This window comes from Microbacterium aerolatum, assembly GCF_007988825.1.
GTDB lineage: Bacteria > Actinomycetota > Actinomycetes > Actinomycetales > Microbacteriaceae > Microbacterium > Microbacterium aerolatum.
Map to the genome: position 1 here is coordinate 36,836 of NZ_BJUW01000009.1, position 23,592 is coordinate 60,427.

Consider the following 23,592-nt stretch of genomic DNA (forward strand, 5'->3'; position numbering starts at 1 on the left):
GAACGAGTCTTTCGTGTCAGCGTCAAGAAAGAAGAGGTAGACCGTGTCGGTTTCCATCAAGCCGCTCGAGGACCGCATCGTCATCCAGCAGGTCGAGGCAGAGCAGACCACCGCAAGTGGCCTGGTCATCCCCGACACCGCCAAGGAGAAGCCCCAGGAGGGCGAGGTCGTGGCTGTCGGCCCCGGCCGCATCGATGACAACGGCAACCGCGTTCCGCTCGACGTCGCCGTCGGCGACCGCGTTCTCTACAGCAAGTACGGCGGCACCGAGGTGAAGTTCGGCGCCGACGAGTACCTGGTGCTCTCGGCCCGCGACGTCCTCGCCGTCGTCGTTCGCTGACGCCAGCTCAGCGGACGCGCAGTTCGTCAGAAGGTCCGGATGCTTCGGCATCCGGACCTTCGTCGTTTCCGGGGTTCCCCTACTGACCCCCGCGTCACCCCCGATGATCCCCCGACCATTCCCCGACAAGCCTCGGGATGCTCCCCGATGCTGCCCGGGCAGGCCGGTTCCAGACTCTTACCAAGCGCCACTCGGCACTCACACGGATAAAGGGGACACATCATGGCTGTGCAGGACAACGTCAACTTGCTCGGCGCTCAGTGGAATCTGGGTGTCGAGGATGTCGGCAACGGCAACACCGACAATTCGGACAACTCGGCGGACGACAACTCGACCGACGACAACTCCACGACGGACAACTCCGACAACTCCTCGACGGACAACTCCGACAACTCGGACAACTCCGACAACAGCGACAACTCGGACAACTCCGACAGCTCCGACAACTCGGCGGACGACAACTCGGACAACTCGGACAACTCCGACAACTCCGACAACTCGACCGACAACAGCGACAACTCCGACAATTCGGACAACAGCGACAACTCGGACAACTCGGACAACAGCGACAACTCGGACAACTCGGACAACAGCGACAACTCCGACAACTCCGACAACAGCGACGGTTCGATCAACGACTCGTTCCAGGTCAACGACTCGTTCCAGGACAACAGCGACAACTCCGACAACTCGGACAACTCCGACAACTCGGACAACTCGATCAACGATTCGTTCCAGGACAACTCGACGACCACCACGCTGAACGACCACTCGATCAGCGTCGGCATGCGTCAGTACAACTCCGGGTTCAACGACCTGAACCTGACGGGTGCGGCGGGTCTCGCCGGGGCAACGGGCGGCAGCATCACCATCGATGCGCGCACGAACCTGACAGACCAGTCCGTGAACCAGAACATCGCAACCGGTGGTGGCGACGTCGGTCAGGCGTTCAGCAACGGCAGCGTCACGGCAGCCGGTGACGGCTCCGTCGCGGCCGGCGGTGACGCGTCGTGGACCAACATCGACACCGACATCACGGTGGGCGACGTCTCGATCGGCAACACGTGGAACACGGACTCGTTCAACACGGACAACTCGATCAACGACTCGTTCCAGGACAACTCGGCAACCGACAACTCCGACAACTCGATGAACGACTTCTCGGACAACTGGTCGGTGAACGACTCGTTCCAGGACAACTCGATGACCGACAACTCCGACAACTCGATGACCGATTTCTCGGACAACTGGACGGTCGACGACTCGTTCCAGGACAACTCGACGAACGACGACTCGTTGGACGTCGATGTGACTGTCGATGACATCAGCGTCGGCAGCCCCACAGGCGATTTCAACGACGTCGCCTTCTGAGGTACCCGCCTGGTCTGCCCGGTTGCCTCTGGAAGGCGGCCGGGCAGAGCAGTACACTGCAGACAATCCGATCCGAAGGTCGTGAGACATGTCCGACGACGCGTACGGCGAATCGGCACTGGAGCCGATGGACTCAGGCGCATTCGACGGGACCCTCTGGCCGGATGCCGCAGCCGATGCCGACCCGACAGGGGCGAACATCTTCACTGCGGAGATCGAGAACGTGAACTCCGCCGATTGGGAGGTGGATCCGGAAGTCATCTGGGGAGATGATCCGGCAGCCGCCTCCGGCATCGACGGAGGGGCACTGGGACCAGACCTTCTCGTCTGATCCCGAGACTGGGGAGAGCAGGGGTGGTGCACCACCCCAAATGCTCGAAGAACACTTGGGGGGAACACGTGCCGGAGATGCGAGCCGCTGGGGATTCGGTCGCAGAAACCGTCCGCGAGGTGGGCAGCCTCGCGGCATCCGCCGGACGTGCGGATCTCGCTGAGCGTCTGCAGCAGACGCATCAGCGACTGCTCGATCCGGGAATCCGGGTCATCGTCGTCGGAGAGTTCAAGCAGGGCAAGAGCAAGCTCATCAACGCCCTGGTGAACGCACCGGCATGTCCGGTCGACGATGACATCGCCACCAGCGTCCCGACGGTGGTGGGCTACGCGCCGGAGCCATCGGCGTGGATCCTCGAGAGGGCGAAGGGCGGCGGTGCCGATCCTCGCAATCCTGGCGTCGACCGCCGCGAGATCCCTCTCGAGGATCTCGCCGATTTCGTCTCGGAGCGCGGGAACCCTGGCAACGAGCGCGGCATCCTGTCGGCTGAGGTGCTGCTGCCGAGGGAGATCCTCAAGGGCGGGCTGCAGCTCGTCGATTCGCCCGGCGTCGGTGGGTTCGAGTCGACCAACGCGCTGACGACACTGGCCGCGCTGTCCTCCGCGCACGCCGTGCTCATGGTGTCGGATGCCTCGCAGGAGTACACCGAGCCGGAGGTCCAGTTCCTGCGCCACGCCATGCGCATCTCGCCGAACGTGGCCGCGGTGCTCGCCAAGACCGACCTCTACCCGGAATGGCGCGAGGTCGAACGGATCGACCGCGGGCACCTGCTGGATGCCGGTGACGTGCCGATCTTCGCCGTGTCGAGCGATCTGCGACTGCTGGCCGCCGAACTGCAGGACCGCACACTGAACGACGACTCCGGTTTCCCTGCCCTCGTCGCGCATCTGCGACGCGAGGTGCTCGGGCGGGCCGAGATGATCCATGAGCGCGGCGCCGTGCACGACCTGCTCTCCGTGATCGACCAGCTGACGATGTCGATGCGCACCGAGCTGCACGCACTGCAGAACCCAGAGGACACCCCGCGCATGATCGCTGAACTCGAGGCGGCCAAGGCCAGCGCGGACGAGTTCCGCGGGCGCTCCGCGCGGTGGCAGGTGACGCTCACGGACGGCATCGCCGATCTCGTCGCCGACATGGAGCACGATGTGCGCGACCGCCTACGACGCGTGATGCGCGAGGCGGAGAAGTCCATCGACGAGGGAGACCCAGGACCGATCTGGGACCAGATCACCGAGTGGCTCGACCAGCGGGTCGCCGCGGCAGTGGCCGAGACGTTCGTGTGGACCGATGAGCGCTCGAAGTGGTTGTCCGAGGAGGTCGCCGACCTCTTCAGCAAGGGCGAGACCGCCCTTCCCGCGATCGACGTGCAGGACACCAGGGGAGTGCTCGATCCTGTCGAGGAGATCTCCGGTCTCGACTCGGGGCACCTCAGTGCCGGCGAGAAGATCTACATCGGTGTCCGGGGGTCCTACGGCGGCGTTCTCATGGTGGGGCTTGTGACCGGACTGATCGGCCTGTCACTGATCAACCCGCTGTCGCTGCTCGCCGGCGTGCTCGTGGGCCGCCGCGCCTACCGCGAGGACATGCACGCGCGGCTCGCCAGACGTCAGCAGGAAGCGAAGCTGATCGTGCGCCGGCACATCGACGAGGTCACCTTCCAGGTCGGCAAGCAGCTCAAGGATCGCCTGCGGCTTGTGCAGCGGACCGCGCGCGACCACTTCGGTTCGATGGCCGAGGAGCTGCATCGCTCGCTGTCCGAGGCCCTCACGACGGCGAAGCAGGCGGCGACCACGTTCACCTCCAAGCGCGACGCCAGGGTGAGCACGCTGCAGGCGCGCATCGTGCAGCTCGAAGAACTCAGAAGCAGGATTCCGGCGCTGGAGCCCATGCCCGCCCAGGCCGTTGACCGCGCGCCGGGGCCCGTCGGCGCCCTGCCGTCCGGAACGTCAGGGCGGTCAGGCTCATGACGGCGTCCATCGTCGGCATCACCGAGCAGCTGCTCGCCACGACCAGGGATGTGTACGCGGACGATGAGAGCGTGCTCGAGATAATCGATCAGCTCGAGGAACGTCTGCACGAGCCGCTGCGCCTGGCGCTGGCCGGGATGGTGAAAGCCGGTAAATCGACACTGCTGAATGCGATGCTCGGCGAACGCATCGCGCCCACCGACACCGGGGAGTGCACGCGCGTCGTGACCTGGTACCGGTATTCGCCGACGCCGACGATCACACTGCACCCGCGTACCGGCGCGCCGCGACGGATGCCGATCCGCCGGGACCGCGGTCTGCTCGTACTCGACCTCGGCGACCTCTCCGCAGAGGAGGTCGAGTGGATCGATGTGGGCTGGCCGCTCCAGGCTCTGAAGTCGGTGATCCTGATCGACACGCCGGGCATCGCCTCGCTCTCCGCCGACACCTCGACTCGCGCCTTCCGCTTCCTCACTCCCGACGACGCGCCGTCCGCGGCCGACGCGGTCGTGTATCTGCTGCGCCATCTGCACGGGTCGGATGTGAAGTTCCTCGAGGCCTTCCGCGACAACGCCGCGGGGGCCGCGCAGACCGTGTGCGCCGTCAGCGTGCTCTCGCGCGCGGACGAGGTCGGATCGGGGCGCATCGATTCGCTGCTCTCGGCGCGACGGGTCGCGCACCGCTATCAGCGCGATCCGGAGCTCGCGTCGCTCACTCTCGGCGTGATCCCGGTGACCGGTCTCCTGGCCGAGGGCGCGCGAACGCTGCGCGAGAGCGAGTACATCGCGTTCCGCGAGCTGTCGGCTCTCGATCGCGATGAACGCGAACGACTGCTCGTGTCGGCCGACCGGTTCCTCCGAGAGACGGATGCGACCGGCCTCAGCGTCATCGTGCGCCGTGATCTGCTCGCCCGGTTCGGCATCTTCGGCGTACGGATGGCGACCGCGATCATTCGCGGCGGAGCATCCAGCTCCTCAGAGCTCTCCGAAGAACTCGTGCAGCAGAGCGGTCTGCTGGAGATCCAGGACTTCGTCGCGGGACAGTTCCAGCCGCGCGCGGCGACCCTGAAAGCCCGTGGGATCGTGCTCCAGCTCGAGCGCCTGACTCGGGATTTCCCGAGGGCAGGCACAGAAGCGATCCGCGCCGGGATCGAGCACTTCACCCTGGCCGCGCACACGCTGCGAGAGCTCTCGCTGCTCGCGGACGCCAGATCGAAGGGGCTGCCGCTGGCCGACGAGGACGCGGCAGAAGCCGAGCGGATCATCGGCGCGGAAGGCACGGACGCGCCCACCCGGCTCGGCCTGTCGCCCCAGGCGGACGCCGCCGCCGTGCATGCCGCAGCGCGCGAGGGCGTCGCGCGCTGGCGCAGGATGAGCTCATCGCCGCTCGCCGATCGTGCCGTGCTCGACGTCTGCCGTGTGGTGATCCGCACGCTCGAGCAGATCGCTTCGGAGGCCTCAGAGGTCGGCCCGGGGCGGAGCCTCCGCGCCACCGCGTCGGACGACGTCGACACGGCGGGACGTCCACCGCATGGCGCGGGGCAGGATGCTGCACAGCAGCGCCAGGATGACGAGCCCGGCCTCCGCCGCGATCATCGTCTGAAACTGCGCGCCGTGGGTGCCCAGAGCCACCCACTCGGGTGACAGCACCACGAGCAGCGCCAGCAGTGCCAGAGTGGCCAGCTGCCACCACCGAACGTTCGGCCGGCGGTTGTTGAACGACACCATCAGCGTGATCTGCGCCAGCAGCACCGCGACGAGCGTGCCGAAGACGATCCAGAACAGGATGTCGGCGGCGCTCGTGTACGTCTCGTCGCTGCGGCCCTCGGTCACAGCGCGGGCGACGTCCTCGATGAGCGGCAGCAGCTCCTCGCGGACGACGAACAGGAACACCACCGCGAACGCCCCGACGGCGAAGCTGATGATCCAGAAGAACTGACTGAGCCGCACCTCGAACGGCGGCGTCGCCTTCACCATCACCGGCGCACCGTTGTCGCTGGACGTCGATGGCCGGCTCGGTGCTTCCCGAGCCGGCTCGGAGTCCTGTCGGGCCACGGCGCTGATGTCACTCCTCCTCGAGCGGCTCTTCCGCCAGCGGCTCGTCGGCGACGGCGGCGCTCGCCGCGTCGGCGTCGTACGAGTCATCGGCGGCGGCCATATCGCTGTCGAGGACGTCGGCGGGCTCCGGGACGTCGACCGGTGCCGCAGGCGCAGGCGCGGACTCGGGCGCCGCGGCCGGAGCCGGTGCAGCCGGGGCCGGCGTGGACACGTCGATGTCGGCGTCGTTGAAGCTGCCTTCGTTCGTCTCGTTCCCGATCGACACGTCGCCGACGGTCACGTCGGTGTCGCTCTCGTCGATCATGCCGTCCTCGCCCGCAGCGACCGAACCGTCGCCGGATGCGATGATCGCCTCCTGGTCGAAGAGCTGCGTGACATCGCCGCCCTCCGTCCAGATGTTCTGGTTCACCGACTGGTCGACGGTCGTCGAGCGCGCGTCAATGGTGGTGAACTGCTGCACCATCCGCATGATCTCGTTCGTCACTTCGGTGTGATTGTTCGGCGCAGGGGGCGAATCGGGCTGGGAGCGCGTCACGACGTCCGGTCTGTCGACGATGACAGGACGCACGGCTGCGACATCGGCCATGCACGCGCTGCGGAGGTTGTTCTCCTCGAGCGCTGAGTCCGGGTCTGTGGCGAATCCCTCGGCCGCGTCCGGATCACGGAGCAGGCTCAAGATGAAGGCGATCAGCGCATCGGCGATCGTCTCGACCGGTGTCGTCATGGAGATGTCCCCCCTTTGGATATCGTTCGAAGCTCAACGTGCTTCGCCGAGCACCCGCCCCTGCGGGAGCCCGCAGATCCCCAGATCCTGCTTCGGATCGTATTCGGGCCTGACCGACCGGGCATCGGGGATCACCCCGATACCCGCAGCTGCGGGGAGGGGGATTGACCGGTCGCGGACGCGCGGACGGGATGGATGGATGTGACGGCGTGGTCCTCGCCGATGAGCTGTCGCAGCTTCGTGAGCACCTCGGAGCGCGATGTCGCTCCGAGCCGGTTGCGGATATGGGCGATGTGGTGCTCTGCCGTGCGCGGCGAGATGAAGATCGCCTCGCCGATCTCTGCGTACGTCTTCCCCTGCAGCACCAGGCGTGCGACCTCGATCTCGCGATCGCTCAGCAGATCCTCTGGGGTCGTGCGAGCGCTGCCCTGCTCTGCGGTGTCTCCGGTCTCCGCGGTCTTGCGCGTGCCGTCCGTAGGGTGCAGCTCGCGAGCGCAGGCGAGCAGCCGAGCCGCGACCTTGCGGTCGTCCGTGCGCCCGGCACCGTGGCCGGCCAGGCGTGCGCCATCCCATTTCAGGCCGATGGATGCGAGCCCCGCCGCCGCGGCCTCGACCGCTGCCGGGTCGACGGAACCGCCGAGCACGGAGGTCCAGACCCGCCCGGCCTTCGCCATGACGGCGGCGACATGGCTGTCGGCGGATGCCGCGACCAGCGCCTTCGCGTGAGGTGTGAGGTGCGCTGGGTTACCGAGCAGGATGCCCTGCTGGATGCCGGCCCAGCGCAGATGTGCGATCCACAGCGGCGGGTCGTCGAGCTGAGCGGTGATCTCGAGCGCACGTGCGAAGTGCGGCCTGATGCGCGCGGCATCGCCCGCGCGGGTCGCGGCGCTGATGAGCTCTGCGAGCGGGTGCAGCAGGAAGAGGTCGATCTCGGTGCGCAGCACGATTCCGCGTGCGTGGCGCCAGGCTTCATCCGCTCCGGAGGCATCCTCATAGCGTCGTGCGATCGCGACGCGCACCGCGTGCGCCAGCAGGGCGTCGCGTGCGGACAGGTCACCGGTCAGTTCGCGTGCCTGCGCCAGGTCGGCGCGTGCCTCGCCCGGGTGAGCGCACTGCACCGCGACCCAGGCGCGCCAGAGCAGCAGTCGCGGGGCCGCCCACGGTCCGCCGTGCCCGCCCCGGATCGCGTCATCGATCACGGCGCGCGCGGTCGAGGTCGCGCCGAGGCTCAGAGCGACGACGGCCGCGATCACGGCCGGCAGTTCAGGGACGGCGCCCGAGGCGCGCGAGCTCGTGTACATCTCGGCGGCGCGGACGAAGTCGGCGAGGACAGCCTCCGAACAGTCACCGGCGGTCGATGCCTCGAGGCCACGGCGGAGCAGGTCCATCGACACGCTCAGGGTCGACGGCGCGACACCGGCATTGCGCGCCGGTGTCGACGACGTCGCTCCTGTGCCGAACGCCGCGATCGACGCGAGAGCGGCCGAATCCACCGTGTCGGGCGGACGGGCGCGGTAGACGGCATCCGCCTGCGCCATCATTCCCCGCGCGGCCCATACTCCGGCCGAGATGTCCGTCAGCAGGTCGCCGTCAGCGGCACTGGTGACCGCGGTGGCATCCTCGGCGATCGCGATCGCGGTGTCCAGATCGCCGCGCGCCCAGGCGGCCCTGGTCCGCCTCGCGGTGAGGGCCGACGGATCGGCGCCGCACAGGAGCGCCTCGCGGTATGCCTCCTCGGCCCGGCCAGGTTCGGCATCCAGCATCCGATCGCCCTGCCGCACGAGCGCGGCGCCGACCGTCTCGGCGCCGATCTCCTCAGCCAGCGCGAGGAAGTCGGGATCCTCCGAGTCGGCACCGTGCTGTGCGGCGGCGAGCGGGCCGGTCAGCTCGGCGAGCCGACGGACCGGGATCGCTGCGCGGACGGCCGACAGCACGAGCGGAACAGGGCGACCGCTGCGCAGGAGGAGCCCTTCGGCGTACCCGCACAGGGCGGCATCGTCTGCGGCCGCATCCGTCGCCGCGCGCCTTGGCGCTCTCACACACAGCGCCTCGACGGCGTCGTGATGATCGGGGCTCACGGTGTCGAGCCGGTGCAGGATCGTCTCCTGGAGTGCGCGCTCGAGCTCGCCGTGGGCGGCGTCGGCGGCGCAGTCGAGCTCATCGTGCTGCGCAAGAGCCTCGGCGACCAGCCACGTGACGCCGCCGGTGGCGTCGAGGATGTGCTGCAGGCACGGCTCCGGCATCGCGCGCCCATGCGCGTCGAGGTACGGCAGCACGTCTGACCGGCTGACATGACCGAGCACGATCGCTGGGAGGGTGCGCTCGAGCATCCGGGCGACGACGCGCAGATGCTCGGATGCCGGCCACGGCCTGGCGGCGACGACGAGCGCCGCCGCCGGGTCGGCCGCCCGCGTGGCCAGTTGCGCGAACTGCTCTTCGTCGAGCAGATGCGCGTCGTCGATCAGGAGCACGGTGTCCGACGGGGTCCGCTCGATGGCAGCGGCGTCGGGGAGCTGCGTGAGGATCGCGGCCTCGCCCCGATCGAGGAGCACCCGGTGCAGGTGCCGCAGCGACTCCGACTTCCCGGAGCCGGCGTTTCCGATGAGCATCGCCCGGGGAGGGGGCCCGGACGATGCGCCGATGGTCTCGATGGCGGCTCGCAGCTGCCGGTCCCAGAGGAAGGCGGGACCGGTATCCAGCGTGTGATCCGGCCGCATCGAAACAACAGTCATGGCGATCAGCTCGTCTTCTCTCTAGATCGGTTCCACAGAAGGAGGGGGAGGCGAGGGTTCTTCGGAGGGAGGCGGAGGCGTCGGGTCGGACGGCGGGGGGACTGTCGGGGTGGGGTCGGCGGGGGGATCGCTCGGTACCGGATCGGTCGGTGTCGGGTCGGCCGGGGGCGTGGTCGGCGTCGGGTCGGCCGGCGGCGTCGTCGGCGTCGGATCGGGTGGGGGCGTGGTCGGTGTCGGATCGTCCGGCGGCGTGGTCGGACCCGGATCAGTGGGTCCGGGGTCGGGCGCCGGCTGAGAGGTGGGCGACGGTGTCGGCCGCGGGGTGGGCTTCGGGGTGGGCCTCGGGTCTGAGACCGGCGCCGCCGCGTTCTCCACCACCGGGCCGCGCTGCCGAGGAGACTTCGGAGCACTCGCCCGCGGCGTCTTCTCCGCGGAGAGCGTGTCGCGGACGGCGCTGCGCGGGCCGGGGTCCGGGGCATCGTCCTTCACGATGATGGGCGCCGGTGCCGGCACGGAAGCCCGAGGGGCGATCTCGTCAGGGGCAGTGAGCGTTCCGGTCCCGGAGAACAGCGGAGCGAAGGGGTCAGCGGCGGTCGCCTCGTCCACGACCTCCGGTGCGGTGGTCGCGGCGGGAGGGATCTCGGCGGTGACGTCCCGGAGGATCGCCGCGCCCGCGGTGCTGGTCGAGACGCCGACGGCGGCGAGCACGGCGGCAATGGTGACGATCGCCGGAGACGCCGAGCGCACGGATGCGGTGGCGAACAGCGGGATCAGGTGCCGCTTGCGGAGGCGCGGCGGCGCGTCATCGGCTTGCGCCGCCGCGGCCGGCTCGCTCTCGGCGTGGGCTGCGGGCAGCGCTGCCAGCTCGGCGGATTCCTGATGCTCGAGAAGGGCAGCCCTGGCAGCTCCCAGCGCAGCCGCGGCATCGGGCGCGCTGACGATCGGGCGGTCGACCCGTTCGGACAGCCGCTGCGCCACGAGGGGGATGCGTGAGGATCCGCCGAGGAGGAGCACGTGCTCCAGCTGATTCTGGCTCACCTTCGCGCCGTCGAGGGCTTGCTCGACGGCATCCAGGGTGCGCTCCAGCGCGGGGTCGATCATCGTCTCGAGCTCGGAGCGCGTGATGCGCACGCTGGCGCTGCGTCCTGGCAGGGTGACGGGGATCGTGGCATCCGCGTCGAACGAGAGCGACTCCTTCGCCGCGACGCACGCGCGGCGAAGACGCGCGAACGCGACGCGAGCGGCGGCGTCGTCCACCGTGGATACCGTGTCGTCGGCACCGGATGTCCGCAGCGCGTGATCCAGCAGCAGGTCATCGAACAGCGACCCCGCGGCGTCGGCGATCGCGACGGGCTCGCCGAGGATGCGGAACTCCGCCTCGGAGTCCTTGCGCACGATGGTGGCCTCGAAGGCCTCGCCGCCCAGGTCGTAGACCGCCACGACGGCGTTCACCGGCAGCGGCGGTGCCCCGGCATCGCGGAGCATCGCGTCGTGGTGGCGGATGGCGGCCTCGGCCGCGGTCATGAACCGGACGTCCTCGAACCCGGCGCCGCTCAGCGCCGTACGGAGCGCATCGATCCGATGCGAGGTCCACGCGGCCGGATGCGTGATCGCGATGGCAGGGCGCTGCTCGCGCGTCTGCGCGGCGAGCCCGGCGGCCCAGGTGGCGAGCTGTGCGGTCAGCTCAGCGGCGGGTACGGCACTGCCTCCGGCCATCAGGGGGATCTCGTCGCCGATCTCGGCGGTGAACCCGCGGATGAGGTTGTCGGGCCGGCTGAATCCGCGCTGCTCGGCCACGTCGCCGAACAGGATCTCGCCGTCGTCGGCGACGAATGCGAGCGCTGCGGTGCTACCGCCCCTGTGCCCCAGCACGTAGGAGTCGGTTTCGACATCTTCGCTCTGCGCGTGACCCGCAGACGCCGCGGTTATGCGACTGATCCCCAGGTCCAGCGCGAGCACGGCTTCGTACTCGCCCATTCCCTTTCCGCCTACCATCCCCAGAACTGGTGTCGGACACGGCTCACTATAGGTCGTTTGCCCGCCGGGCGGAAGAGGGTCCGAAGCCGGGGCTAGTGTGAGTCTGTGACCCTCCCCGCTTCCCCGCGCTCCGAGCAGGGATTCGGCGTCGCGTACGCCGGGGGCGCGTATCTGCTGTGGGGTGTCCTGCCGCTGTACTTCCTGCTGCTCGTGCCGACGGGGCCGTGGGAGGTCGTCGCCGCGCGCGTGCTGTTCTCGTTCGTGTTCTGCGTGCTGCTGCTGACCGTGATGCGCGGATGGCGCCGGATCATGGCCATCATCCGGCAGCCGCGACTGCTCGCCTGGACCGCGCTCGCCGGAGCCCTGATCTACGTGAACTGGCAGGTGTTCCTGATCGGCACGCTCACCGGCCACGTGGTCGAGACGGCGCTCGGGTACTTCATCAACCCGATCACGACGGTGCTGCTCGGGGTGTTCGTGCTGCACGAGCGGATCCGCCGACTGCAGTGGGTGGCGATCGGCATCGCGGTGTGCGCGGTCGTCGCGATCATCGTCGGGTACGGCTCGTTTCCGTGGATCGCGCTGTCGCTGACGGCCTCCTTCGGCATCTACGGACTGATCAAGAAGAAGATCGGCCCTGCGGTGGATGCCGTGAGCGGACTCACCCTCGAATCGTTCTGGCTGATCCCGGTCGCCGTCGTCCAGCTCATCGTGGTGGCCCAGACCACCGGCATCACGTTCGGCACGGTGAGCGCCTGGCACACGGCGCTGATGCTGTTCGCCGGCGTAGCGACGGCCGTGCCGCTGCTGCTGTTCGCCGCGGGTGCCCGCCGCATCAACCTGACGGTGATCGGGATGATCCAGTTCATGACCCCGATCATGCAGTTCCTCACCGGGGTGCTGATCCTGCACGAGCCGATGCCAGCAGAGCGGTGGATCGGGTTCATCCTGGTCTGGATCGCGGTGGGCGTCTTCATCGTCGATCTGCTGCTGTCCGCGCGGCGCGGACGTCGCACCAGACCGGCGCCCATCGTCTGACGTTGAGCGTTATCGGTCCGAGACCGATCAATAACACACCGTTAACGCATCGCAACACACTCGTGACCTCTTCACGTATAGCTTTGTGTCACGGACGGCGCCCGAGTCGTCTTGGAAGCACGAATGAGCAAGGGAGCAGCATGAGCGTCTTCACAAGCACGCGCGCGCGAAAGGTCCTCGGCGGAATCGCCGTGGTCAGCGCAAGCGCGATGATTCTGGCAGGGTGCAGCGGTGGTGGCGACACCGGATCTTCGGATGAGCCGTCGACGCCCACTGATCGTGAGGATCTCACGCTCAGCATCGGCACCGTCCTGCCGCAGACCGGCCAGCTCGCCTACCTCGGCCCGCCCGAGGAGGCCGGCGTCGGACTCGCCGTCGCAGAGATCAACGAGGCAGCCCTCGGCATCACCGTCGATGTCGAGTACGGCGACTCGGGTGACCCCGACAACAAGGCATTCGAGACCACGGTTCCGCGTCTGCTCGACTCCGGGGTTTCGGCGCTGATCGGCGCGGCATCCTCCGGTGTCACGAAGCTGTTCCTCGACCAGGCGGTCAGCGCGGGGGTCATCACCTTCTCGCCTGCGAACACGTCGCCGGACTTCACCGAATGGCCGGATGACAACCTCTACTGGCGCACCGCTCCCAGCGACCTGCTCCAGGGCGAGGTGCTCGCCAGCGAGATCGGCATCGACGGACACGCGAACCTCGGCATCATCTACCTCAACGACGCGTACGGTTCGGGTCTGGAGGCATCGCTCACCGAGAACTTCGAAGCCGGCGGCGGCACGATCGTGGCATCCGAGGCGTACAACGCCAACGACACCTCGTTCGATGCACAGGTCTCTTCGATCCTCGCGCAGAACCCGGATGCGATTGCGGTGATCGGCTTCGAGGAGACCTCGACGATCGTTCCGGCGTTCGTGTCCAGCGGATTCGACGGCAGCAAGTTCTACTTCGTCGACGGCAACACCCAGCAGTGGGGTGCCGACATGTCGGTGCCGATCGAGGGCAGCAAGGGAACCCAGCCGGGTCCTGTGCTGGCAGACGACTTCCAGGAGCGTCTGATCGCGCAGTGGCAGGAGCAGTCGGGCGAAGAGCTCGTCGACTTCAACTACGCAGCCGAGTCGTACGACGCCGTCGTGCTGCTCGCGCTGGCATCGCTGGCTGCGAACTCCACGGAGGCGGCAGACATCGCCGGATCCCTTCAGGACGTCTCCGGCGGCTCCGGAGATGGCGAGAAGTGCGACTCCTTCGAGGCCTGCGCACAGATCATCCTCGATGGCGGCATGGCCGACTACGACGGTTACTCCGGCGCGATCACGTTCGACGAGAACGGTGACCCGACCGAGGCGACCATCGGTGTCTTCCAGTACGGCGCAGACAACACGCACGAGCGCATCAACTGATACGCATGCACGACGAAGGCCGGGTGCTGAGGCGCCCGGCCTTCGCCGTGTCTAGCCCGCTGAGCGGGCGTGCGCGATCATGCGGTCGAACCTGGCGTCGAGCTCGGCATCGACCACCCGGGCCCCCGGGTTCGCGTCGTAGTGCGCGAGGATCCGCCTTGCGCCCTCGTCGAACGTGATGGTCGTGGCGAACTCGGGCACGAGTGTCTGCACCTTCGCGGTGTCGAACAGGCTGGAGTGCGCCTTGTCGCCGAGCAGAGTCGGCCCGAGGTCGGGCGCGATCGCGGCGATCGTGTCGGAGGCGACATGCACCAGCTCCGGCTCACCTGCGCCGGCCGCCTCGGCCAGCCACGTGTAGATCTGGTTCCAGGTCGGAGCGTGCGATCCGGTGATGGTGAAGTCCTCGTCGATCGCGCCGGGATGCCCGATCAGGCCCGTGAACGCGACCGCGAAGTCGTCGGCATGCGTGATGGTCCACAGGATCGTGCCGTCGCCGTGCACGACGACGGGGCGTCCATCCCGCATGCGGGCGATGTCGTTCCAGCGCCCGAGCGTCGGGAGCATCTGCTCGTCGTAGGTGTGCGACGGGCGCACGATCGTGACCGGGAGGCCGCGATCGCGGGATGCCGCGAGCAGCAGTTCCTCGCACGCGATCTTGTCGCGGGAGTACTGCCAGAACGGGTTCTCCAGCGGCGTGCGCTCAGTGATCGGCAGTCGCGCCGGCGGCTTCTGGTACGCCGACGCCGAGCTGATGAAGACGTACTGTCCCGTGCGGCCCTCGAACACCCTGAGGCCCGTGGCGACATCGGTCGGGGAGAACGAGAGGAAGTCGGCGACGGCGTCGAACTCGCGACCGCCGAGCGCGTCCTTCAACGCCGCGGCATCGTGGACGTCCGCTGAGACGACGGTGACGGCATCCGGCAGCTCGCGCCGCGCGCTGCCTCGGTTGACCACCGTCACGTCGTGCCCGCGCTCCACCGAGCGGCGCACGCAGGCCGCGCTGATCGTGCCGGTTCCGCCCAGATACAGGATGCTCGTCATGGGCACGAGCCTACGGGGACTCCTTCACGGAAGTGGCCGATGGGTGCGGCTCAGTCTGCGTCGGTGCCGAGCGTCCCCAGATACAGGCCGATGACCTTCGGGTCGTTCAGCAGATCGCGTCCTGTGCCGGTGTACGCGTCATGGCCCTGGTCGAGGACGTACCCGCGGTCGCAGATCTGCAGGCATCGACGGGCATTCTGCTCGACCATGATCGTGGTGACACCGGCCTTGTTGATGTCCGAGACGCGAATGAACGCGTCGTCCTGGCGCACGGGGGACAGGCCGGCCGACGGCTCGTCCAGCAGCAATACGGATGGATCCATCATCAGCGCCCTGGACATGGCCACCATCTGCCGTTCACCGCCGGAAAGCGACCCCGCGCGCTGCTTCAGCCTCGCGCCCAGCTCGGCGAAGATGCCGGTGACGAACTCGAGCCTCTCCTTGTACGCCTTCGGACGCTGGATGATGCCCATCTGAAGGTTCTCCTCGATGCTCAGCGAGGGGAAGACGTTGTTCGTCTGCGGGACGAACCCGACACCGCGCTGAACGAGCTGGTTGGCCTTGAGTCCGACGATGCTCTCACCGTTGACGAGGATGTCACCGCCTCTGACCTGCACCTGTCCGAAGATCGCCTTCAGCAGCGTCGACTTGCCGGCGCCGTTCGGCCCGATGATGCCGATCAGCTCGCCCTTTGCGGCCGTGAGGTTCGTGTCCGTGAGGATGTTCACACCAGGCAGATAGCCGGCGGTGAGCCCCTTCACCTCGACGACGACCTCGGCGGTGTCGGGCGTCGGCTCCGCGGCCGGGGCTGTGGCGGGAATGCTCATCACTTCTCCTCCTCTGCGGATTGGACGGCCGCCTCATGCTCTTCGCGGATCTCCTCGAGCATCTCCTCTGCGGACTCGTCGAGCTCACCCTTGTAGCGGCCGGTGACGACACCGAGGTCGACATCCTGGTGGCTGCCGAGATAGGCGTCGATGACGGCCTGATCCTGCATCACGGCATCCGGCGGCCCCTCGGCGACGACACGCCCTTCCGCCATGACGACGACCCAGTCCGCGATGTGGCGAACCATGTTCATGTCGTGCTCGACGAACAGGACCGTCATGCCGAGCTGCTTGAGATCGAGGATGTGATCCAGCAGCGACTGGGTGAGCGCCGGGTTGACGCCTGCCATCGGCTCGTCCAGCATCACGAGGTTCGGGTCGCGCATCAGCGCACGCGCCATCTCGAGCAGCTTGCGCTGTCCGCCCGAGAGGCTGGCGGCATAGTCCTGCGCCTTGGAGTCGAGCTTGAAGCGCGTCAGAAGATCCATCGCCTTGGCTTCGAGCTCGGTGTCCTGCTTGCGCCAGATCGCCGGGATCAGACTGGGCAGGATGCTCTCACCCTTCTGATCCGGTGCGCCGAGCTTCATGTTCTCGAGGACGGTGAGCAGGGAGAGGGCCTTGGTGAGCTGGAACGTGCGCACCTGTCCCATCCGAGCCACCTTGAACGAGGGGACGCCGGAGAGCTGGTGGCCGTCGAAGCTCCACTTCCCGGTGTTCGGTTTGTCGAACCCGCAGAGCAGGTTGAACAGCGTCGTCTTGCCGGCCCCGTTGGGTCCGATCAGCGCAGTGATCGCGTTCCGCGGGATCTCCAGATGCTCGACGTCGACGGCCGTGAGGCCGCCGAACCGGCGAGTGACGTGATCCGCGACGAGGATCGGGTCGACCTTCTCGCACCCAGGGGCGGCATCCCCTTTGTGCAGGCCGACCGTCTTGACCCGGCCGGTGTTCGGTGCAGCGTTGTTATTTGACAAAGGTCAGCTCCCTCTTGTTTCCGAGGAGCCCCTGCGGCCGGAAGATCACCAGCAGCATGAGCGCGACTCCGACGATCACGAAGCGGAGAGTCGCCGCCTGGATCGCCGACATGGGCAGGATGCCCTCAGCGGCGAGGCTCGGCAGCACGCCCTCGAGGAAGGCCATGATCACCCAGAAGATCAGCGCGCCCAGGGCGGGGCCGAACACGGTCGCGGCACCGCCGAGCAGCAGGATCGTCCAGAGGAAGAAGGTCAGCGACGTCGTATAGCTGGCAGGGACGACCGCGGACGGCAGTGCGAACACCGCCCCGCCGAGACCGCCCATGATCCCGCCGATCACGAGCGCCTGCATCTTGTACGAGAAGACGTTCTTGCCGAGCGATCGCACGGCATCCTCGTCTTCGCGGATGCCCTTGAGCACGCGACCCCACGGGCTGCGCATGAGCGCCCAGACGAGATAGACGCACACGGCGAGAACGAGCAGGCCGAACACGCGCACCCAGAGCTGATTGGCGTTGAACGTCCACGGGCCGAAGCCGTACGTCCCTTCGGGGAACGGGTTCGCGGCACGGAACCCGGCGTGGTAACCGCCGAGTCCGTCTGCCGCGTTGGTGTGCTCCTCGAACGCCGTCGAGGTGAACAGCAGTCGCACGATCTCGGCTGCGGCGATCGTCGCGATGGCCAGATAGTCCGCCCGCAGTCGCAGCGTCGGAATGCCGAGGATGAAGGCGAACACCGTCGACATCACCATGCCGACGAGGATCCCCACCCACCAGGGCAGGCCGAACGACAGGATCGAGATCGCATAGCTGTACGCGCCGATGGCCATGAAGCCGGCCATGCCGAAGTTGAGCAGACCGGCGTAGCCGAAGTGCACGGCCAGTCCGGTCGCGGCGATCGCGTAGGCGATCGTGGTCGGGCTCAGCATCCATGCTGCGGTGTTGCTGAAAATCGCTCCCCAGTCCATGGTCAACCGATCCTTTCTTTTCGACCGAGAATGCCCTGCGGTCGAAACAGCAGCACCAGAATCAGGATGGCAAGCGCTCCGACGTACTTCAGGTCGGAGGGCAGCCAGAGAGTGGACACCTCGACGAGCAGGCCGACGATGATCGCGCCGATCAGGGCGCCGAACGCGGTGCCGAGGCCTCCCAGCGTGACGGCGGCGAAGATGAGGAGCAGGATGTGGACGCCCATGTCCCAGCGCACGCCGGGACGGAAGTACGCCCAGAGGATGCCGCCGAGCGCTGCCAGTGCGGCTGCGAGGATCCACACGATCCTGATCACCCTGTCGACGTTGATGCCGGATGCCGCGGCGAGCGTCGGGTTGTCGGAGATCGCCCTGGTCGCCTTGCCCGTGCGGGTCTTCAGCAGCCACAGTGCGACGGCGACGATCACGACCACGCTGATGCCCATCGACATCATGTCGATGACGCTGAGCTTGATCGGACCCCAGATGGTGATCTTCGGTGCGCCGGCGTTCGGCAGCTGAACGGTCCCGCCGCCGAAGAAGAAGAGGAAGACGTAGCGCAGCGCGAACGAGAAGCCGATGCTGACGATCATCAGGGGGATGATGCCCATTCCCCGTCTTCGCAGCGGCTTCCACAACCCGACGTCCATCAGGTAGCCGAATATCCCACCGCAGATCACCACGAGCGGGATCGTCAGCCACATCGGGACGGCCAGCGTCACACCGAACACGACGGCCATCACCGCGCCGAACGTGACCATCTCCGCGTGGGCGAAGTTCGTCAGGTTCATGGTGCCGAAGATCAGCGAGACGCCGATGGCGGCGAGTGCGAGGAGCAGGCCGAAATTGAGGCCGTTGATGAGCCGCTCGACCAGCTGATCGACGAAGCTCGTCGTCTCGCGGACCCCCTCGCCGAGGAACAGGTTGATGATGACGCGATTGCCGAGACCGAACTCGACTTCCTGCGACGCCGAGTCGCCCTCCACGATCACCCCGTCCGGGAGGGTGGATTCGTCGACGGTCAGCGTGAACGTGCCCTTCTCCGGCACGTACAGCGTCCAGCGACCGGTGTCGTCGGTCTCTGTCTCCGCTTCGAAGCCGCCGCCCTCGATCGACACCACCACTCCGGGCAGCGGATCGTCGTCGTATCGGATGACGCCTGCGAAGAAGAAGTCGGTGACCTCTTGCTCATCCGTGCTGTCGTCGCTTTCGGCGAACGCAGCCGGTGCTGCCGTCAGCAGCATCATCGCTGCCAACATCGCGCTGAGCAAAGCGATCACCCACGGCACCGTCCGACGCTTGTGGCTGGTCGTCAGTTCCACGAAACCTCCCCTGTCGTCCCAGGATGCCGAGGCTTCGGGTCGCATCGGCTGTGATGAACGACCTTATGAGCGTAATGTGTCGCTCCTGTTTCGTGCCAGTGTCGGTTCGCGCCCGTGTCGGGCCCGGTCGCCCCGACGTGTCCGCACCGAGGAATTTTCGTGACGCCCGCGCCGTTTAGACTTGGTGAACGCGCCGCTCTCGCCTGCAGGAGGATCATCCATGGACCAGCACGATCCCTTCGGTTTCGTCGGACTCACCTACGACGATGTCCTTCTCCTTCCCGGGCACACCGATGTGATCCCCAGCGAGGCGGACACCTCTTCACGCATCACGCGTCGCATCTCGGTCGCCACCCCGCTGCTGTCGAGCGCCATGGACACCGTCACCGAGTCGCGCATGGCCATCGCCATGGCGCGCGAGGGCGGCATCGGCATCCTGCACCGCAATCTCTCGATCGCCGATCAGGCCGCGCACGTCGACCGCGTCAAGCGCAGCGAGTCGGGCATGATCACCGATCCGATCACGACGACGCCGGACGCGACCGTCGAAGAGGTCGACCGGCTGTGCGCGAAGTACCGCATCTCGGGCCTTCCCGTCGTCGACGAGGACGGGCACCTGACCGGCATCATCACCAACCGCGACATGCGCTTCGTCTCCGAGTTCGAGCGCCGGACGACGTTCGTCAAGGACGTCATGACCTCCACCGGCCTCGTGACCGCTCCGGTCGGCGTCGCCGCCGGCGAGGTCATCGCGCTGTTCGCCAAGCACCGCGTCGAGAAGCTGCCGCTGATCGATGAGGACGGCAAGCTCGCGGGCCTGATCACCATCAAGGACTTCGACAAGAGCGAGAAGTACCCGCTGGCCACCAAGGACGACCACGGCCGTCTGCGCGTCGGCGCGGCGATCGGCTTCTTCGGCGACGCATGGGAGCGCGCCGAGGCGCTGCGCGACGCGGGCGTTGACGTGCTCGTCGTCGACACCGCCAACGGCCAGTCGCAGGGCGTCATCGATCTCGTGCAGCGCCTGAAGGCCGACGAGTCGTTCGCGCACATCGACGTCATCGGAGGCAACGTCGCCACCCGCGAGGGCGCGCAGGCGCTCATCGACGCCGGTGTGGATGCCGTGAAGGTCGGAGTCGGCCCTGGTTCGATCTGCACCACGCGCGTCGTCGCCGGTGTGGGCGTCCCGCAGGTCACTGCGGTCTACGAGGCATCGCTCGCCGCGCGTCCTGCCGGCATCCCGGTGATCGCCGACGGCGGTCTGCAGTACTCGGGCGACATCGCCAAGGCGCTGGTCGCCGGCGCGGATGCCGTCATGCTCGGCTCGCTCCTCGCCGGAACCGACGAGTCTCCGGGCGAGATAGTCTTCCAGTCGGGCAAGCAGTTCAAGCAGTACCGCGGCATGGGCTCGCTCGGCGCGATGCAGACCCGTGGCAAGCAGACCTCGTACTCGAAGGACCGCTACTTCCAGGCCGACGTCCCCAGCGACGACAAGCTGATCCCTGAAGGCATCGAGGGTCAGGTGCCGTACCGCGGTCCGGTGTCGGCGGTGGCGTATCAGCTGGTCGGCGGCCTGCGTCAGTCGATGTTCTACGTCGGCGCCCGCACGATCGAGGAGCTGAAGACGCGCGGCAAGTTCGTGCGCATCACCTCGGCCGGGCTCAAGGAGTCGCACCCGCACGACGTGCAGATCGTGGTCGAGGCCCCCAACTACAAGAAGTGAGTCGGTGTCGTGTCAATGCCGCGGAGCGGCGTTGACACGTACCGACTCAGGCCCCGCGAGGCCGCCGAAGGCGCCCGAGTCGAAACCATTCCTGCGCAGCATCCTCGATTCTTGACCGGAGGTGTCGCCTTCTGCCGCTCGCGGTGCCGTGATGCGACAACTTCGGCCACCTCCCGGGGTTAGCGTCGGTGCGTCGTGACCGGAGGTGTCGGCTTCTGCCGCTCGCGGTGCCGTGATGCGACAACTTCGGCCACCTCCAGGGGGTGGGCCGGCGGCCGGCGGGGTACCGGATGCCGCGTGCCCGGCGTAGCGTGCCGGTATGTGCCGCAACATCGTCCCGCTGAACAACCTGAAGCCCGCCGCGACCGACCAGGAGTGTCAGGACGCGGCTGTGCAGTTCGTCCGCAAGATCTCCGGGTCCAACGCCCCGTCGCGGGCGAACCAGGCGGTGTTCGACCGCGCTGTCGCCGAGATCGCGGAGGCGACCCGGCGCCTTCTCGATGACCTCGTCACCTCCGCGCCGCCGAAGAACCGCGAGCAGGAAGCGGCGAAGCGCCAGGCCCGCTCCGCCGAGCGCTACGAGGCGATCAGGGTCTACCAGGAGGAGAAGCGCGCCGCCCGCGCCGCGGGCTGAGCGGCCCCACCCGCTGCGGGAGGTGTCGCTTCGTGCCGCTCCGACCGCCTCGCAGCGACCATTCGCACCACCTCCCGGCGAGGCCAACGGGTCGCGCGAGCGGGAGGTGTCGCATCCTGCCGCTCGCGGCACCTCACAGCGGCAACAGCGGCCACCTCCCGGGCAGATGGCCGGGCCGAACGGCACGCCCGGTAGGCTTGACCCGTGAGCATGGACATCGAACTCGGCCGAGCCAAGCGCGCGCGACGCGCATACACGTTCGACGACATCGCGGTGGTGCCGTCGCGACGCACGCGCAACCCCGAAGACGTCTCGACCGCATGGACGATCGACGCGTTCTCGTTCGACACCCCGGTCATCGGCGCGCCGATGGACTCGGTGGTCAGCCCGAAGACGGCGATCATGCTCGGCAAGCTCGGCGGCCTCGGCGTCCTCGACCTCGAGGGCCTGTGGACGCGTTACGAGAACCCCGAGCCGCTCCTCGCGGAGATCGCCGCGCTGCCGGCCGAGAAGGCCACGGTCCGGATGCAGCAGCTCTACTCCGAGCCGATCAAGCCCGAGCTCATCACCTCGCGCCTCGCCGAGATCCGCGAAGGCGGCGTGACCGTCGCCGGATCCCTCACCCCGCAGCGCACGCAGGAGCTGTACGACACGGTCGCCGCTGCCGGCGTCGACCTGTTCGTCATCCGCGGCACCACGGTGTCTGCTGAGCACGTCTCGAGCGTGGCCGAGCCCCTGAACCTCAAGAAGTTCATCTACGACCTCGACGTGCCCGTCATCGTCGGCGGCGCCGCCACCTACACGACCGCCCTTCACCTGATGCGCACCGGCGCCGCAGGCGTCCTCGTCGGATTCGGCGGGGGAGCGGCATCCACCACACGCGCCACCCTCGGCATCCACGCCCCGATGGCCACGGCCGTCTCGGACGTCGCCGCCGCGCGTCGCGACTACCTCGACGAGTCCGGCGGACGCTACGTGCACGTCATCGCCGACGGCGGAGTCGGCACCTCGGGCGACGTCGTCAAGGCGCTCGCCATGGGCGCGGATGCCGTCATGCTCGGCGTCGCTCTCGCTCGCGCGACGGATGCTCCGGGCCAGGGCTTCCACTGGGGGCCGGAGGCGCACCACCCGCAGCTTCCGCGCGGCCGCCGCGTCCAGACGCCCGGCATCGCGACGCTCGAGGAGATCCTGTACGGACCCGCTCCCGTCGCCGACGGCACCGCCAACCTCATCGGCGCGCTGCGCAAGTCCATGGCGACCACGGGATACTCCGACCTCAAGGAGTTCCAGCGCGTCGAGGTCGTGCTCGCCCCGTACCAGCAGTCCTGACGGGCGTTCTCATCCCGTGACGACGCCCCAGGAATTCCCGCCGACCCTTCGCGAGGTCATGCTGCGCGGCCGCTGGATCGCGGTGCTGTGCGCGTGCCTCGTGGTGGCCGGCGTGTTCGCCTTCCTCGGGCAGTGGCAGCTCGAGCGCGCCATCGACACCGACCCCGTTCCGACGGGGGTCACCGAAGAGGTCCGGCCGCTCACCGACGTGGTCGGCCCCGGGGAGTACCTTCCCGAGCCATATGTCGGCCAGCGCGTGGAGACCGAGGGCACCTGGGTGCCAGGAGATTTCCTGGTGGTCTCGTCGCGCTTCAACGACGGCGACGAGGGGTACTGGGTCACCGGTCAGCTCCGCGTCGCCGACCGCACCTCGATCGCGGTCGCGCTCGGCTGGGCGCCGGATCGCGAGAGTGCGGATGCCGCGGCCGCCGACCTCGAGGCGGACGCCGCCGGCACCTCCGCCGAGATCGCCGGGCGCGTGATCTCGGATGAGGGTACGACGCTGCCGCCGTCCGACGATCCGTTCGCGATGAACCGGATGTCGCCGGCGATGCTGCTCGGCCAGTGGCACGACGTCGAGCAGCTGTCGGTCTACCGGCCCTACCTCGCCTCTGTGGAGGCACCGGACGGCCTGGTCGACATCGCATCGCCCGCGCCGGACGAGCTCGCCACCGTCAACTGGCTGAACATCTTCTACGCGCTCGAGTGGGCCGTCTTCGCCGGCTTCGCGTTCTACATCTGGTATCGCCTGGCGAAGGACCGCTGGCAGCTCGAGGTCGAGGAGTTCGAGGAGCGCGCTGCTTCCGCCGCCGACTGATCCCCGACTTTCGTC

General features: G+C 67.9%; 19 protein-coding genes. 11 read left to right on the forward strand and 8 right to left on the reverse strand.

The annotated features are described in order from the left end of the window. Positions 1–43: 43 nt before the first annotated feature. The 5 genes from groES (at position 44) to MAE01_RS10685 (ending at position 5,655) form a co-directional block, all read left to right on the forward strand. Entirely contained in the window at positions 44–340 is a 297-nt protein-coding gene (groES, locus tag MAE01_RS10665) for a co-chaperone GroES (RefSeq protein WP_067242196.1), read from the forward strand. Between the two features lie 222 nt (positions 341–562). Then, entirely contained in the window at positions 563–1,711 is a 1,149-nt protein-coding gene (locus MAE01_RS16100) for a hypothetical protein (RefSeq protein ID WP_147039542.1), read from the forward strand. Positions 1,712–1,799: 88 nt separating this feature from the next. Then, positions 1,800–2,042: a hypothetical protein gene (locus MAE01_RS10675; protein WP_147039543.1), complete on the forward strand. Its 243-nt coding sequence runs from the start codon at positions 1,800–1,802 to the stop codon at positions 2,040–2,042. A 77-nt stretch (positions 2,043–2,119) separates the two neighbouring features. After that, positions 2,120–4,012, forward strand: coding sequence for a dynamin family protein (locus MAE01_RS10680; protein ID WP_147039633.1), 1,893 nt, complete (start codon positions 2,120–2,122; stop codon positions 4,010–4,012). Further along, entirely contained in the window at positions 4,009–5,655 is a 1,647-nt protein-coding gene (locus MAE01_RS10685) for a dynamin family protein (protein ID WP_147039544.1), read from the forward strand. Before MAE01_RS10680 ends, MAE01_RS10685 begins: the two co-directional genes overlap by 4 nt. 421 nt (positions 5,656–6,076) lie before the next feature. On the opposite strand, the gene MAE01_RS10690 is transcribed toward MAE01_RS10685, so the two are convergent. The 3 genes from MAE01_RS10690 to MAE01_RS10700 all read right to left on the reverse strand — a co-directional run bounded on the left by MAE01_RS10690 (position 6,077) and on the right by MAE01_RS10700 (position 11,502). Further along, positions 6,077–6,793 (reverse strand): IniB N-terminal domain-containing protein, encoded by a 717-nt coding sequence (locus tag MAE01_RS10690; RefSeq protein ID WP_147039545.1) that lies wholly within the window; start codon positions 6,791–6,793, stop codon positions 6,077–6,079. Positions 6,794–6,924: 131 nt separating this feature from the next. Continuing rightward, complete coding sequence (locus MAE01_RS10695; RefSeq protein WP_147039546.1) at positions 6,925–9,525, reverse strand: helix-turn-helix domain-containing protein; 2,601 nt, start codon at positions 9,523–9,525, stop codon at positions 6,925–6,927. 21 nt (positions 9,526–9,546) lie between these two features. Further along, positions 9,547–11,502 carry an Hsp70 family protein gene (locus MAE01_RS10700; RefSeq protein ID WP_186806208.1) on the reverse strand — a complete coding sequence of 652 codons (1,956 nt, stop codon included), beginning with the start codon at positions 11,500–11,502 and terminating at the stop codon, positions 9,547–9,549. A 105-nt stretch (positions 11,503–11,607) separates the two neighbouring features. Between MAE01_RS10700 and rarD the strand changes: the two genes are divergently transcribed. Both rarD and MAE01_RS10710 read left to right on the forward strand, forming a co-directional pair. Next, on the forward strand, positions 11,608–12,540 hold the full coding sequence (gene rarD, locus MAE01_RS10705) for an EamA family transporter RarD (RefSeq protein WP_147039548.1): 933 nt from the start codon (positions 11,608–11,610) through the stop codon (positions 12,538–12,540). A 140-nt stretch (positions 12,541–12,680) separates the two neighbouring features. Beyond that, positions 12,681–13,946, forward strand: coding sequence for an ABC transporter substrate-binding protein (locus tag MAE01_RS10710; protein WP_147039549.1), 1,266 nt, complete (start codon positions 12,681–12,683; stop codon positions 13,944–13,946). Between the two features lie 51 nt (positions 13,947–13,997). Here the strand turns inward: MAE01_RS10710 and MAE01_RS10715 are convergent, their stop codons facing one another. Genes MAE01_RS10715 through MAE01_RS10735 form a run of 5 tightly spaced genes read right to left on the reverse strand, consistent with a single transcriptional unit; the run spans position 13,998 to position 19,011 of the window. Beyond that, positions 13,998–14,987, reverse strand: a complete 990-nt coding sequence (locus tag MAE01_RS10715; protein ID WP_147039550.1) for an NAD-dependent epimerase/dehydratase family protein — start codon at positions 14,985–14,987, stop codon at positions 13,998–14,000. A gap of 50 nt (positions 14,988–15,037) precedes the next feature. Then, entirely contained in the window at positions 15,038–15,814 is a 777-nt protein-coding gene (locus tag MAE01_RS10720) for an ABC transporter ATP-binding protein (RefSeq protein ID WP_147039551.1), read from the reverse strand. Next, on the reverse strand, positions 15,814–16,785 hold the full coding sequence (locus MAE01_RS10725; protein WP_147039552.1) for an ABC transporter ATP-binding protein: 972 nt from the start codon (positions 16,783–16,785) through the stop codon (positions 15,814–15,816). The genes MAE01_RS10720 and MAE01_RS10725 overlap by 1 nt, the downstream gene beginning before the upstream one ends. Next, complete coding sequence (locus tag MAE01_RS10730) at positions 16,775–17,752, reverse strand: branched-chain amino acid ABC transporter permease (protein ID WP_147039553.1); 978 nt, start codon at positions 17,750–17,752, stop codon at positions 16,775–16,777. The genes MAE01_RS10725 and MAE01_RS10730 overlap by 11 nt, the downstream gene beginning before the upstream one ends. 2 nt (positions 17,753–17,754) lie before the next feature. Continuing rightward, the gene (locus tag MAE01_RS10735; RefSeq protein WP_147039634.1) at positions 17,755–19,011 is read right to left on the reverse strand and encodes a branched-chain amino acid ABC transporter permease; all 1,257 of its coding nucleotides are present in this window, start codon (positions 19,009–19,011) and stop codon (positions 17,755–17,757) included. 283 nt (positions 19,012–19,294) lie between these two features. On the opposite strand from MAE01_RS10735, the gene guaB reads away from it, so the two are divergent. The 4 genes from guaB (at position 19,295) to MAE01_RS10755 (ending at position 23,577) form a co-directional block, all read left to right on the forward strand. Then, the gene (guaB, locus tag MAE01_RS10740; RefSeq protein WP_147039554.1) at positions 19,295–20,797 is read left to right on the forward strand and encodes an IMP dehydrogenase; all 1,503 of its coding nucleotides are present in this window, start codon (positions 19,295–19,297) and stop codon (positions 20,795–20,797) included. A gap of 319 nt (positions 20,798–21,116) precedes the next feature. Continuing rightward, on the forward strand, positions 21,117–21,431 hold the full coding sequence (locus MAE01_RS10745) for a DUF2277 domain-containing protein (protein ID WP_147039555.1): 315 nt from the start codon (positions 21,117–21,119) through the stop codon (positions 21,429–21,431). A 210-nt stretch (positions 21,432–21,641) separates the two neighbouring features. Further along, positions 21,642–22,760, forward strand: coding sequence for a GuaB3 family IMP dehydrogenase-related protein (locus MAE01_RS10750; RefSeq protein ID WP_147039635.1), 1,119 nt, complete (start codon positions 21,642–21,644; stop codon positions 22,758–22,760). Positions 22,761–22,818: 58 nt separating this feature from the next. Then, entirely contained in the window at positions 22,819–23,577 is a 759-nt protein-coding gene (locus MAE01_RS10755; protein ID WP_147039636.1) for an SURF1 family protein, read from the forward strand. The last annotated feature ends 15 nt before the right edge of the window (positions 23,578–23,592 follow it).